At 41.7% G+C, this 14,911-nt stretch carries 10 protein-coding genes; all 10 read right to left on the reverse strand.

Translation table 11 applies throughout. The features are described from left to right. Positions 1-12 precede the first annotated feature (12 nt). The 10 genes from SORDD16_RS02080 to nrdI all read right to left on the reverse strand — a co-directional run bounded on the left by SORDD16_RS02080 (position 13) and on the right by nrdI (position 14,789). Complete coding sequence (locus SORDD16_RS02080) at positions 13-1,068, reverse strand: extracellular solute-binding protein (RefSeq protein ID WP_061452177.1); 1,056 nt, start codon at positions 1,066-1,068, stop codon at positions 13-15. A gap of 4 nt (positions 1,069-1,072) precedes the next feature. After that, positions 1,073-1,903 carry a glycerophosphodiester phosphodiesterase family protein gene (locus SORDD16_RS02085; RefSeq protein ID WP_061452178.1) on the reverse strand — a complete coding sequence of 277 codons (831 nt, stop codon included), beginning with the start codon at positions 1,901-1,903 and terminating at the stop codon, positions 1,073-1,075. Between the two features lie 1,231 nt (positions 1,904-3,134). Beyond that, positions 3,135-5,015, reverse strand: a complete 1,881-nt coding sequence (locus SORDD16_RS02095) for a beta-N-acetylhexosaminidase (protein WP_061452180.1) — start codon at positions 5,013-5,015, stop codon at positions 3,135-3,137. Further along, positions 5,009-5,878 carry an ROK family protein gene (locus SORDD16_RS02100; RefSeq protein ID WP_061452271.1) on the reverse strand — a complete coding sequence of 290 codons (870 nt, stop codon included), beginning with the start codon at positions 5,876-5,878 and terminating at the stop codon, positions 5,009-5,011. Before SORDD16_RS02100 ends, SORDD16_RS02095 begins: the two co-directional genes overlap by 7 nt. 204 nt (positions 5,879-6,082) lie before the next feature. Beyond that, positions 6,083-8,728 carry an alpha-mannosidase gene (locus tag SORDD16_RS02105; RefSeq protein ID WP_061452181.1) on the reverse strand — a complete coding sequence of 882 codons (2,646 nt, stop codon included), beginning with the start codon at positions 8,726-8,728 and terminating at the stop codon, positions 6,083-6,085. Positions 8,729-8,803: 75 nt separating this feature from the next. Continuing rightward, positions 8,804-10,087, reverse strand: coding sequence for a glycoside hydrolase family 125 protein (locus SORDD16_RS02110; RefSeq protein WP_061452272.1), 1,284 nt, complete (start codon positions 10,085-10,087; stop codon positions 8,804-8,806). Between the two features lie 148 nt (positions 10,088-10,235). Next, positions 10,236-11,186: a class 1b ribonucleoside-diphosphate reductase subunit beta gene (gene nrdF / locus SORDD16_RS02115; RefSeq protein ID WP_061452182.1), complete on the reverse strand. Its 951-nt coding sequence runs from the start codon at positions 11,184-11,186 to the stop codon at positions 10,236-10,238. Between the two features lie 11 nt (positions 11,187-11,197). Next, complete coding sequence (locus tag SORDD16_RS02120) at positions 11,198-12,145, reverse strand: ribonucleotide-diphosphate reductase subunit beta (RefSeq protein ID WP_061452183.1); 948 nt, start codon at positions 12,143-12,145, stop codon at positions 11,198-11,200. 9 nt (positions 12,146-12,154) lie between these two features. Further along, a complete protein-coding gene (gene nrdE / locus SORDD16_RS02125) occupies positions 12,155-14,329 on the reverse strand; it encodes a class 1b ribonucleoside-diphosphate reductase subunit alpha (RefSeq protein WP_061452184.1) in 2,175 nt (724 codons plus the stop codon). Beyond that, entirely contained in the window at positions 14,316-14,789 is a 474-nt protein-coding gene (gene nrdI / locus SORDD16_RS02130; RefSeq protein ID WP_061452185.1) for a class Ib ribonucleoside-diphosphate reductase assembly flavoprotein NrdI, read from the reverse strand. The genes nrdE and nrdI overlap by 14 nt, the downstream gene beginning before the upstream one ends. Positions 14,790-14,911: the final 122 nt, after the last annotated feature.

Here is a 14,911-nt window from a genome sequence, read left to right on the forward strand (position 1 = left end):
GTCTCGCTATTTCTATTGAACAAATTCAAGTTCTGCTTTTTCGACCCATTTATCAATATTTTCAGCGATAAAGGTCCAGTCCAACTCTTGTGGATTGACTGCTGCTCTAAAGGTTTTCACAGCATCAGACGCTTTTTCAAGTGCTTTTGTGTTGGCTGGAATGGTTCCAAATTTTTGACTCCACTCAGCTTGTACTTCTTCACCACCAAACCAGTTGATAAAGTCTTTGGCCAATTCTTGTTTCTTAGAAGACGCAATCACTCCAGCTTGCTCTGTGACAAAAGGAACACCAACTTTTGGACTCATTACTTGAAGATCGACGGATCGTTCTGTTTCTGTTTGCAAGAAACCAGAACCCCAAAGCATGGTGTAGTCGATTCCCTTGTCTCCTTCTAGGAGAGTCGTTGCATAGTTTTCATCCTTGCCATAGATATAGGCATTTTGGATGTACTTTTTAGCTACATCCCATCCTTCTTTGGAAACTCCAAGCTCCCCGCTAGTGTCTTGGTAACGTGAAAGGATACTTGAGAGGATGATTTTAGAAGTACCACCACCGAGGCTGAAGATTCCATATTTCCCTTTATACTGACTGCCGGTCAAGTCTGTCCAATCACTTGGCATGGTCACTTCTGGTTTTCCTGCTAGAACCAGTGGTTGAACAACAGTTGGATAGAAGTAGCCATCCTTATCTCCAAGGCTCAAATCAACATCAGAAGACCAACTAGGATTGTACTTCACTAGAAGTTCTGCCACTTTTAGTTTATTGTATTCCAAATTGTTGAGACCATAAACAAGGTCAGCGATCCCATTATTTTTCTCCGCAATCAAGCGGTCTACTAATTCTCCTCCGGGAATGTCTACCACTTGGATATTGTAGCCTGCTGCTTTTGCTTTTTCTTCGATCCATTCCTTGCGGCCTTCAGAGGCAGAGTTAGAATAGATAACCAATTGTTGGCTCTTATCTAGAGAACCACCTGCTTCACTATTAGAAGCGTTTGATTGGCCTGCTCCACAAGCGGCTAAGGTCAAGGCTGATACTGCTACGAACATGCTCCATACTTTTTTCATCTGTTTATCCTCCAATAGTTTCTTTGTGTTGAATATAGTTTTTCAAGTAAAGTGGCCAATCGGTTTGAATAATGTCAAACCCTAAATCAATCAATCGTCCCCAACTTACTTCTGGTCCTTCTGTAATGGCTAAATTGTCATCCAAACCTGCAGATAAAAGGATGGAATCATTTAAGGTCAAAGCGTTAACCCAGAGAAGGATGCCTTTTGCTTTTAGTTCTTCGAGTAAAGATGCTTCTAGCAATTCCGAATCAAAATGTTCAAAGATCAACTCTACTGCTGCAATTTGCAGATTTTCATAAGAAAGGGCTAGGTCTAACTCTTCCTTGGTTGCGACAATGGGCATAAACTGAATGTCTAAGCCAGACGCTGCCAACTGGTCCAAGTATTCTTTCTTGGCAGGGGCCTTTAAGAGGAGCTGAGGGAGAGCCTTGGAGCTTTTCAACTCATCCAAGAAAGTATCCCAGTAAAACCAGCTACGATCTACGTTAATCCAGGTTTTTCCGAGGAGCTTGTGAAAAATCAATTCCAAACTTTCAACCTTTTGATCAATAGGCTCTCCTGAAGTATTTTGAACTTGCTGGTTTTGGATTTCTTCAGCTGACATTTTTAAAATATCCACCGCTTCTCCAAATACAATCTTTTCTTGACCATCATGAAAGCCAAAGAATTTTCCATCCGTGCTGCGGACAACATCGACCTCCACCATATCCGCCCCATGTCTAAGAGCATTCAGATAGGCTAGGCTGGTATTTTGGATCACGTTGCCCCCACTCGTTCCACGGTGAGCAGCCACTAGAACCCCTTTTTTTCGTAAGTCTGCTAATGTTTCCATTTAAAGCATTCCTTTCTGCTGTTCTTTGGTTTTTGTAAACCCTTCCATTTCATTATACACCATTTTTGGAACGTGTCAATTATTTTTTGTAAAAATTTAAGAATTTCCTGCATTTATTTTATCTTTTAGACTCCAAATGATTGGAACGTATCATTTATATCCTGTATTTCTGCCCTAATAGACAGTAAAAATCATCTGCAAATTAGAAAACTAGGCACAGATTGCTCAAAAGACTCTTGTGGGACTATATAGGACTAAACGCTGCTGACCTGCTTTGAAAAGATTAAGACCCATCAAAAAACATCAAGGAAAACCTTGATGAGATCTTGTCTGATATTGGGACTGGTTTGGGGGAGTTTTCCCTATAAGAAAACTGAAAAAACTAGTAGGAGAGTCGTTGCCAGCAAGCCACTCATAAAAATCTGAGAAAGAGTTACCAAGCGATTACTTTTGTACTTCTCTATAGGTAGGGGTAACAGATAATGGATTCCCAAAAAAATCAAAACAGGTAACAAGTAGTCTAGCAAATAACTAAAATATGCGCCTGTTAAAAAGGCTAAAATCAGCCCATAGGGTAAAAAGATGAGCGAAAAACAAGCAATGAAGCGAAGCAGATCGTAGCGAAGATTGTTTAATTTTCTGGGATGATAAAACAGAGTAACATCCCCCTCTTGAGTCCGTAAAATCCCGTAATAGGCAAGATAGAGAATTCCCAAAATGCTGATAGAAAACAAAACCCTATCTGACAAATGATCTTGACTAATATAAGAAATGATTGACAAAAAATAGAAGGAGAGTAGTTCCAATCCCCGCAAGGATGATTAGGAGTTCTTACCAGCTTGAGAAGCGACGAAAGAGCCCAAATAGCTACTGCGTCATTCGTTTATTACGAAACTCATTTGGAAGCTGAAGACTTTGAACCAGCTTCTCTATTTTCTTAACCGCCAAAGGCATATCGAATCATGCGATAGACCAAATCGCCAGCCTTCAGTAATTCCCACTGATGATTCCAGATTCAAAAAAAACTCTGACTCAGGTGGAAATCTTTGGGAAGTTTCTGAAAACTTCAGTTGCATTTTCAATTATAACTCAAGGCCATCATAGTGTAAATTGCTGTTCAGGCGCTATTTCGTGCATTTCAGGAACTGGTTTGAGAAAAGGAAAAATTATCTGTTTCACAAGAAACATCCTGCAGTTGATTTCCTGCAGGATGTTTTTCTAGATTGTTTTCCTAGGTTGTGTAGATAGTCGAAGCTGTCGCAATGGTATGCCACTGATTAGCTGTAGTTGCTGAGAAATCCTTGTCTGCGTAGAAATCAGTAAATGGTAGGATTTCAACCTCTAGTTCGTCGATGCGGTCAATCTGTCCTGCCAGATAAGCCTCGATGCGGCTTTCTGCTCGTTTGATACGTTGCAAAAGTCCGCCCATTCGGATATCGACTGTATCCAAGCCAAAGACCTTATTTTCTTTTAGCCATTGGTGGCTAAAGGTTTGGTGGAAATCTTCGATCTCGCTTCTGAGTTTTGGTAATTCTTGTCTGACGATTTGCTGCAAGCTGACTTTGTCACCGGCTTTATAAGCTTCACGAATGCGTCGTCCTACATCGACTTTGCTACTTAAAATCTGGTTCAACTGGGCCTGAGTTTCAAAAAGGTAAGCATAAGGCCCTGCTTGTTGGGAAATAACTGTCAAGCCTGCTGCGGCCTTTTCAAAGTGTGCTCGGTCTTGTTCAGGATTGATATGCTGATCCAAAAGCGGGCAGAGAATATCCTGATAAAAGACATAGCGATTGGGGTTGATCCCACTGAGATTGGCTGGCAGATCTGGCAAGAGATTGGCCAAGTCAATCTGCATGAAATCCTCAACAGATAGACCTGTATTAGTCTTAAAATGAGCAGACAAACGGTCTAAATCATTGCGGTAGCTGAGTTCTGCCCAGATTTGCAAGCTTGGTAGGATAGAGAACTGGGCTGTTTCACCACCATTGTCCCCCCAACCCGTTACAATGACTTCTTTGATGTCATTGGCACGACAGGCTTTATTGGCCTCGATAGCAATCAGGCTGCTAAAGTGATTATTGGGTGTAAAGCCGATCCATTTCCAAGCGCCCCCTGCAAAGGCAATATCTTGGCTAATCTTGTGATGGTTGCGGAAATTGCGGTTGTATTTTTCCTCGCTATCCTGATAATAATCCCAGTAAACCAAGGTTACACGGTCTTTGAGACGGTCTAGGTAGACACGAGTTTCCTCTGGAATTTCCACGTCACGGTCGTACTGGCCATCTGCTGACATGAGTTTGAAGAACATATCGCTCCACATCTGGCAGTGGAAACCATACTTGTCAGCAATATCCAGCACACGCTCCAAGTGTTGGCACATGAGAAGACTGCGGTCCACAACGCCGTTTAAGATGAGATAGCGTCCCAAACCAACTAAGTGAGCCTCATCCATACCGATATTGACCTTGCGAGTCTGCAGTTTAGATAGAGTGGCAAACATGCCATCAATCAAGTCATAAACCTTGTCTTCTCCGATCAGGAGAATGTCCTCTACATCGCGCAAGACCTGTACTTCCTTGACACCCCATTTGACAAAGGCCGACAAGTGGGCCAAGGTCTGGATACAGGGCACAAAGGTCATATCAAACTGCTGGGCGTAGGCTTCGATTTCCTGTAATTCCTCAGCTGAATAAGCCCCGCGGAAGTAACCAAAGTAAGGTTGCCCCTCAATCTGGTAGGTGTCCTCCATATAGAGCTCAAAGGTTGAGTAGCCCATGAGAGCCAAGACCTCAATCATCTGCTTGGCAGAAGCCACATTCAGTACCGCATTTCGAGAACAGTCTGCCATGTAGGCCAAATCTTCATAAGCCGCCTGCTCCTCAATCGCTACTTTGTCATCTTCTACTAGAGTTGTCGCTAACAAGGACAAGGCGCGGTAGAGTTGATGAGGTTTGCGATAGGTTAGTTGATACTGTCCCCCCTCACCCTTAATAGAGATAGAGGCTTGATCAGACTGAGCGACTGCAACTTCCACATCTGGTAAAGAGATATGTTTTGTCAGCAAGTCGATTGCCTGAGTTTGTTTGGGACTAAGTCCTGTAAAAATTACCATTCTTTTTCCTCCTGTAACCAATTGACTAAAGCACCGTAAAGATTGGCATCTGCATGATAAGTACAGGCCCGAATAAGGGGTGCAACAGTATATTCTTCATAGTCTTCTACAAGTTTGTCAACAGCTTTTTTGACACCTGCGATAAAATCAGAATTTTGACTGATAGAACCACCCAAACTAATCACATCAGGATCGATAAGATATTGGATATTAAGCAGTCCTTGAGCCAAATTGCGATTCATGCGGCCAATAGCTTCTTGACAAAGGGCATTGCCTGCCGCCGCCTCTTGGTAAATCTTGCGACCGTCCCAATCGGTTCGACCAGATTTTTCAATCACATGCCGAACAAGGCTACCTGTTGAGGCTAATTGCGACCAGTTATTGAGATTTTCAGCAGGTGCAAGAGTAGTCATATAGCCAAATTCTCCTCCCAAGCCGTGGCGACCCCGATGCAACTTACCATTGATAATCATAGCACCGCCAATCCCTGTCCCGACGACAACACAAGCTGCATTTTCAATCTCTGGATGAGCTAGTAATTCACTGAGTCCGACACAGTTGGCATCGTTTTCCAGATGAACAGGAATCTGGTAGCGCCTGAGTGTTTCATACCAAGAAAATCCGTGTATATAAGGAACAGCACTAAATCCGTCAATCACACCTGTCTCTTGATTTACCGCTCCTGGGACACTCATGGCAATCCCACGGTAAGTTTGCGCTGATAAGTGTTGGTCTAGCCAAGTAAGTAAATCCTCCAAACTTTCTGGTGTTGGGGTACTTGCCTTATCCAGTATTTTTCCATCAGGAGTTAGACTGGCAAACTTAATGCCAGTTCCTCCAATATCAATCGTTGCGATAGTCATTATTTTTACCACAATAAGGAGCGAAAACATTCATTTTTGTATTTTCGCTCCCCTTTCTATGTCATAGTGTCTATTCCGTATTTTCATCCAGCTTATCTTTGTAGTTCACATATCAGAAATATATGCTTGCATGCTACAACAAAAACTGTTTGCCTACAAGATTAGTAAATAACTACTGCGATGGCTGGAATCCTTTAGAAAAGTTTAGATTTCTTCTTTTTTAATCAATTCTGTACGAATTTCTTGTGGCGAGAGAAGCCCTGAATGAACTGGATATGGGCGCTCAAGCAAGTCAAGGATTGTTTGTTGTTTTTCTGAAACACGCACATTTTCTTGACTCATATTGTAGTAACGAAGTACATATCCTTCTTCGTTTTCAGCAACTTTAAAGGCTGTCGGGCAGACTTGTGGCAAGCTGAGAGCCGCATGATTCAATAGACTACCTGTCGTAGCAACACTACCTTCTTGTTTGGCAACTTGAAGGCTAGTAAATGGCGTTTGGAAAGCCTTAGCACGACGGAAAGCTGAGAAGCGTTCTCCTGCTTGGTGGCATTCAAGCGCAAACTCGACTTCAAACTCACGCAAGCACTGAGCCTCTGGTGTTGGGAAATAACCCCAGTCACCTAACTCACCTGAGGCACGAAGAATGGTCACTGCAATGGTGTCGTCTCTAAGGATTTCGTATTCGTGCAATCCTTTATTAGCCACTGTAACCCCTTTTTCATCATCATACAGACTGACAAAGGCTTGTTGGTGTTGAGGATTTTCAGGATTTTCCCATACAGGAGCTGGTTGGTTAGGGCGGGTCACGACTTCATAGATGCTTTCAGAATCATTGGTCTTGCTTTGGTTATGGGTGTTAACCAAGAGACGGATTCGGTGGTCTTTAGCAGTATTGGTAAAGCGAGTCTTGAAGCGAATCTGTGGATTATCAACAAAAATAGTCATTTCAGTTTCAAGAGGGATGGTTGTCAACTCCTCTGAACGTCCGGCTTCACGCGTCATAAACTCGATGATGCCTCTTTGTTCCGCATCTAGTTTTTCATCTGCACTGACAGGTATGGTCAATTCATGCTTGAGCAAAACTTTAGCAAAGCGAGCTGTATTTTCCAAGACTTCATAACCTTTAAGCTCTGCATAGATTGGCTCTGTACCTTTTGGTTGGAAGTAAATGTACTCATTCCCGATGTCCCCGCGGTCTTCAAAGCGGATAAAGTCTTCATAGGCTTCGTGAGTTGTTTTATCATAAACCGTTACGCCCTCATCCACACTTACCGTTACAAATGGCGTATCAATCACTCCGTTTTGGTAAATCCCATCATGATGCACTTGGTCACCTTCAAGCAATTGGAAGGTTGTCCACGAAAGTGGAGCTAAGTGAACGGGGACTGTCACGCGCACTTGACGAGCGATACGAGCTTGGCGGAACTTGTCTTTTGGCAAATCATACTCAAAATTAGCTCCTAAATCTTCAATTTTCGCTTCTACAGCATGCCCCTCCAAATCTTCGACACGGTAGCTTGGCAAGGTAAGAGCGGCCATCTTCTTGTAACCTTCTGTTGGGTGCAATTCCTTGAAATCACAAGTCGCAACATCAATCACTGTGCTGACAGTATCGACCTTGTCATGCAAGCCTGTATTGATGACTGTAAAAAGATGATCGCTTTGCGCTTCGTGAGTTGCGATTTTGCCCTTCCATTCGTTGAGAAGGTTGATCTTAACAAAGTTTCCAACTTGGTTGACCTTGGCAAAACGTGTTTCCATCTCACGGTGAACCTCGTCCACGCTACAGCCACAGATACTGTCATGTGGCGCATTTTGGAGAAGGATCTTCCAAGCATAGGTCAACTGGTCCTTATGGTTGTGCCCACCAGTGATGACAGTCAATGGCTCCACTACTTGTTCTAGGAGGTTGCTATTTTCTTGGAAGGCTTGTTTGAGGTAAATGCGTGATGAAGAAGTGTTGGCAAGTGTGTACCAACCATCTGTTTCTTGACTGGTCAACTCACCTGTAACCGTAGATAGTTGCTCAGGTAGGGCACTCTCTACTGCGTGGACATAGTCATCAAAAGAACTATGGATAAAGGTCACATCTGGGAAGAGTTCATTGGCCACACGAATGGCTTCGCTCAGATTTCGCTGTACAGGCTGGTGGTCGCAACCATTCATCATGAGCCATTGGTTGGTCGAAGCATAGTCCCGTACGTCTGACAATTTCTGTTTCCAAAAGGTTAGGGCTTCATCCTTATCAACTGGGATTTCATTTCCATTACTGTACCAGTTGGCAAAGAGGATACCGAGGACACGACTTCCGTCTGCACCCTGCCAGTACATTTCTGAAAATTGTGAAGTAAATTGCTCGTCTTCTAACACTTGGTTGTCAAAACCAATTGGTTTGACCCCACGACCAAAGGCTGCCACGTGGATGCCTGATTTTTGTAGGATTTGCGGAGCTTGGCCCATATTTCCAAAGGTATCTGGGAAGTAGCCAATCTGGGTAGATTTGCCCCACTTGGCTGTTTCTTGCTGCCCGATTAAGGTATTGCGGACATTTGCTTCACTAGAGATCAGGTAATCATCCTGCAAGATGTAAAAAGGCCCAATTTTAAGCTTGCCCTCATCAATGTAACGCTGTACCTTGTCACGGTTTTCAGGGCGAATTTCCAAATAATCATCTAAAACAATGGTTTGTCCATCTAGGTGAAAACTCTTGAACTCTGGGTCATTTTCAAAGAGATCAAAGAGATTGTCAAAAAGCTCCACCAACTGCATGCGGTGGCTTTCAAAGGGTAGGTACCACTCACGGTCCCAGTGACTGTGAGAAATAATGTGTACAACAACGTTTTCCATAAAGGTAAACCTCTATCTAAATCAAATTTTTCTAGTTATATATTTGTTATTCTGTACTAATTTGAACCTAGCCGACTAGCGAATATCCAAGTAATCCAAAACCAGTTCACAGAACATCATATTGGCCCAGGAGAACCATTCCCGTGAGAAGAGGGTTGGATCGTCTACGTGAAAACTTTCATGCATGACACCGGTTCCCCCATCGCAAGCGACTAGTTGATCCAAAATCGCTTTTTTTTCAGTCTTGTCCGTCGTGGTCAAACCTTGGATCACGAGACCAATCGGCCAAATATAGCGGTAAAAAGTGTGAGGACTGCCCAGCCCCTTGGCCTGGGTTCCCTCATAGTAGTAGGGATTTTCTGGGCTAAAAATGGTGCGACGAGTCGCTTGATAGACCTCGTCTTCGATGCTACAATATCCCAGATAAGGGGCGGCTAGAAGGCTCGGAACATTGGGATCATCCATGATCCGGGCATGACCCAAGCCGTCTACTTCAAAGGCATAGATCTTCTCACCCTTTTGGTTGGTGGTGTAAGCATAGGTTTCAATTCCTTCCTGAATTTCAGCTTGGAGGCGTTTGGCTTCTGCAAGGATGCTCTTGGGATCAGCTACTATGTCCAGCTCTGAAAAGATTTCCTGCACATAGCCCAAGACCACAACCGCAAACATATTGGACGGGATCAAGTAGCTGTATTCACAGCGGTCGTCACTAGGACGAAAGGCCGACCAGGTCATCCCTGTCACCGCAAAATCTGGACCAAAACCATCATTTTCCAGCGTATCTTCCTTGCGGTCAGTATCACGGACAAAACGGTAAGGTGAGTTCTTATGATCCTGCTCTACTGTCCAGAGATGGAGGACCTCCTGGGTTGCTGTGACAAAGGTTTCATCAAACTGACTGGTCTCTCCTGTCTCCTTCCAAAGAAGATAAGCCAACTGCAAGGGATAGCACAGCGAATCCACTTCGTATTTGCGCTCCCAGATCCAGCCATTAAGATCCGTATGGTCGGTCTCATGGTGTCCCTTCCAGTTGTCTGTAATATTAAAAGAATTGGCATAGGGATCTTTGAGAATCAAGGTCATCTGGCGTTTGACCAACCCAGCAATGGTCTTTCTGAGCTTTTCATCCTTTTTTGCTACATGGAGATAGGGCCGTAACTGGGCTGTCGAGTCTCGCAACCACATGGCTGGAATATCCCCAGTCAAGACAAAGGTCGAGCCGTCTTCTAAAATCTCCACTGTATTGTCCAAGGTATCGGTGTAGCAGCGTTCAAAAACTGCTACCCACTCTGGATGCTCCTTGGCCTTTTCCGCCACTTGATCCAGCCAGTCTCTTACGATTTCTTTTGTATAAACCATGGCCAACAAACTCTCTTTCAAACAAACATTTTTTCATTTTCAGTATAAAAAAAAACGCCCCTAAAAGATATACACAAACTAAAGGCGTTTTGAAACAAACTTATGAAAAAATTAAATAGAATTTCCCGCTAAAATCACTTCGTTCATTCTAAAAATCATAGTCATCATCTAGCATTGCTTCTGCATTTCCCATTAAATAGCCCGCACCCACTTGAGAAAAGAAATCATGATTGGCTGTTTCAATCGAAATGCCATTCATAACAATTGGATTAACATCAGATGCTGTAATATCTGAAAAATAACTTTGAAAGCCCATATTTTGTAGTGCTTTATTCGCATTGTATTTCACAAATACTTTTACCTCCTCCGCCAAACCCAGTGGCGCATAGACTTCATCTGTATATGCAAACTCATTTTCTAAAAGATCATCCAAAAAGCGATACATCCATGTCGTAAACTCCTGTTGTTCTGCTTCTGTGAGCTCGTCAAAGGTCAAGCGAAATTTATAACCTAGGTAAGTTCCATGTACAGATTCGTCTCGAATTACCAATTTGATTAACTCTGCTAGATTAGCCAGTTTATTTTGTCCACGATACCAAAGCGGTATGAAAAAGTTGCTATAATATAGAATTCCCTCTAAAAACACACTCGCTACCATCACCTGTAAAGGGGTTCCGTGCTGGTACATTTCATTTACCCTTTGAGCCTTATATTGCATTTTGGGATCCTGATTCATCCAGTTATATATTTCCTCAATTTCCTTAAAGGTACTTAATGAAATCAATATGGTCCCGTATGTCTTAGCATGGATGGATTCCATAAATGTAAAATCACTCAGAACCGCTCTCTCCTTACGAGTGCGAACGTGCTGTTTAATAGAATACAACCCTTCTTCCGATTGAAGCGTATCGAGTAAAGCTAGCCCCCCAACCGCTTTTTTGACTACTTCTTTTTCCGGATCTGATAGTCGCTTCCAGTCAAGTAAGTCATTTGATACAGGGACACGAGTATCAATCCAAAATTGTGCTGTGGCTTTATCCCAAACATAGTCGTCTAGCTCATCCTCAACTTCTTTCCAATTCAATGTCTGATGTAACATATAAATCCTCCTTAAAAGTCATAGTCATCGTCATGTGATTTCTCTATCCTATGAGCCGACATTTGTCCGAGGAGTTCGTGCTTTCTCAGTCTACTCAATACGCGATCAAGTGTGGAGAGAAGCTCCGTATCAACTGGGTACTTCGCTTCAACTCCGATACTCTCTAACAAATGATTGGCCTCTCTCTGTACAAGATTTTGAATCAGTTCTTGAGTAACAGGAGCCGTATAGAGCTCGCAAATAATCTTCTTCTCTGTTTTTAAAATCTGGTCAATCATTTCAAGGGCCCATGATTGAAATGAAATTTGATCAACTTTGTTCATTTTTGCTAAAAGTACATTCACTTTGTGTAGTAAATACTCGCAATGCAAGGACTCATTCAAGAGGATCATTTTCACCATTTCACCAAGATTGGTAAATCCCTTTTGAATCCACAACTTCATTAAAAAGGTGAGTTGGCTATAGGTCATAATCCCTTCAACACAGGTGGCCATAAAGCGCTTCTGAATCGCATTTTTGCTATGATATACCGTATCTACTCTCTCTAGTCGCTCTACTACCAATTTATGTTGGTCTACCCACTCAAATAAGGATGCCACCTCCTGTTCATCCTCATTAAAGGAGTATAAAATAGTATTATAGGCCTTGGTATTTACCATTTCAGTGAACTGTAGATTGTTTACAATAGCAACCTCCTGTTGTGAGCGTTCACTATGCCGTATAAACTCCTCTGCCTCCAACGACTGGTAAGTTGATAAATTTGCAAGAAAGATAAGCGAACGATTTAATTCTTGCTTTTCCTCTACCGACAAACGATTAAAAGCAGGTTTGTCATTTTCAATTGGAATTCGATTGTCTAGCCAAAATAACGATGTCGCTCTCTCCCACGTAGCGTTATCCAATTCATCCTCAATCTCATTCCAGTTGATTGCTTTGTAATATAGAAATTTTTTTGACATCTTCTCTCCTTAAATCATACAAGATTCACAGCTATTTACACTGTTAAATTCGTCATCCTCTGTATAGGTTCTGACATAATAAAGTGATTTTATCCCTTTTCGCCATGCGTAATTCCGAAGACGGTTTAAGTCACGTGTAGTTAGCATTGTGTTCCCTTTAGTTTTCCATTCATACAGTCCTTCAGGTAATTGTGAACGCATAAAGAGAGTCAAACTCATCCCCTGATCAATGTGTTTTTGCGCAACTGCATACACATCAATAATTTTACGCTGATCCATGTCATAAGCGGTCGTATAAAATGGCAAGGTATCATTTGATAGATACGGAGCAGGATAAAAGAGCGATCCCACCTTTTTTTCCTGCCGATTTTCTACCAACTGAGTAATCGGATGAAGAGAAGCGCTCGTTTCATTGATATAAGAGATAGAACCATTAGGTGCCACCGCCAAACGATTCCGATGGTAGAGACCATCTTTCATGACTTTTTCCCTTAGTACTTTCCAATCTTCTTTTGTTGGAATAGGAATATTCTTAAAAATTGCTGCTATTTTAGGAAATCTAAATACAAACTCCTGCTCCACATATGGTGAAAAGTAACTTCCATCAGCATAGCGTGAATCTGCAAATTCGTAAAACGTTTCATGTCGTTCTTGTGCGATTTTATTGCTAGATACTAAAGAATGATAATTCAATGCTAAGAAGTAAGCTTCTGTAAATTCTAAAGACTCTTTTGAACCATACTTGATTTGATGCAAAGCGAGGGCTGTATGTAATCCCATCGCTCCGAGTCCTATCGTATGATAGAGACGATTTCCCTTATTTACTGTAGGCACCTCTTCAACAGACTCTAGATCCGTAACAGTTGTTAAGGCACGAACCATTGTATCAACAGAGGCAGCAAAATTCTCAGATTTCAACAAATTAACAATATTGGTTGACCCGAGATTGCAACTAATATCCGTTCCCACCTCATGATAGGACAGATCATTATTTAATACAGATGGAGTCTGTGGTTGTAAAATTTCTGAACAAAGGTTACTCATGATGATTTTTCCTTTGACGGGATTCTCACGATTGGCCACATCAATGTTTAGAATATAAGGATATCCAGATTCCTGTTGCAAGCGAGAAATTTCCTGTTCCAATTCTCTTGCTTGAATAACAGTCTTTTCAATAGCTGGATTTGCAACCAATTGATCGTATTCAGCCGTGATATCTACGTACGAAAAAGGCTTCCCATAAACTTTTTCAACATGATAAGGATTAAACAGATACATGGGTTGATTTGTTTTAATCAGCTCGTAATATTTATCAGGAACAACCAACCCCAGAGAGAGGGTTTTGACACGAATTTTTTCATCCGCATTCTCCTTCTTAGTTGATAAAAAGGCGAGAATATCCTGATGAAAGACATTCAAGTAAACGACCCCTGCTCCATTTCTCTGTCCTAGTTGATTGCTATAGCTAAAAGAGTCTTCTAATAGCTTCATTACAGGAAGTACTCCCGAAGAAGCATGCTCAATTCCTTTTATAGGAGAACCACTCGCACGTAAGTTGGATAAATTAACTCCAACCCCACCGCCTAGTCTAGAAAGTTGCAAAGCAGAATTAACTCCTCGACCGATAGATAACATAGAATCATCGAGGTCTATTAGGAAACAAGAGACCATCTCACCACGCCGTTTCTTTCCTGCATTTAAAAACGTTGGTGTTGCGGGTTGGTATCGTTGGCTAATCATTTCCTCTGCAATTTTCATCGCCAAACTCTGATCGCCATTTCCTAAATAGAGAGCATTAAGAAACACACGATCCTCAAACGATTCCAAGTAGGTTTTTGAGTCATTGGTCTTTAGTGCATATTGATTATAAAATTTATAGGCTCCCATAAAACTCTTAAAGGCAAAACCATATTCTTTGATTTTTTGATATAAGGCCTCTAAAAAATCACTGTCAATCCTACCAACCTCATCGCGATACAAACCTACGACCTCTTCATCCACATAGTCCTCGCTAATCAAATACTGGAGGCGTTCTTTCAAACTTGAAAAATGCAAGGTATGAGGTTCAATTTCATTCTTTAAATAATTTGTTAGTGCTTCTCTATCATAATGAAGAGGAATTTCTCCATCAACTGGAATGTTCACCATATTGTTCAAAACAAAATAATCCTTAGTAGCTGACATGTATTTTTTCCTCCACCTTCTCAAAACTAGCTAGTATATTTTTAGAAATTCTCTCCACATCTTCATCTGTTCCCCGTAATTCAAAAACATCAATAACAGGAAAACCAAACTGCTCTGCATATTGAAAAGCTGTCAAACAAAATTGCTTATTAAAATTTCGATTGCCACTCCCCACAATTCCTAAGCAATAACAGAAATTTTCTTGGTACTCCAGAAATTTTCGGAGATTCCCTGTCAGAATTTCTCGAAAACCAGTATCAATTCCATTCCCCCCCTCTAGATAAGATGGCAAAAAACTGACAAAAGGATCATCCACCGTGATTAGTTCCCCCTTCAAATCCTTTACATTCAGAGACTCAACTTCCCTATGGTATGTTGTCTGTATATGTTGACTAACTCGTTGAACAAAGGAACTTGTGTTTCCACTCAAACTAATATAATAAAATCTAATTTTTTGCACGACTTCTCCTTTTTTGGTACAATATATTGTATATCAACAAAATTGCATACGCTATATGTTGTGTTTTTATTTTACTGTATCTAGTTGATTAAAAAATTGACATTCGTCAAGTTCCCGTAATT

The sequence above is a fragment of the Streptococcus oralis genome, assembly GCF_001578945.1.
GTDB classification, from domain to species: domain Bacteria; phylum Bacillota; class Bacilli; order Lactobacillales; family Streptococcaceae; genus Streptococcus; species Streptococcus oralis_Q.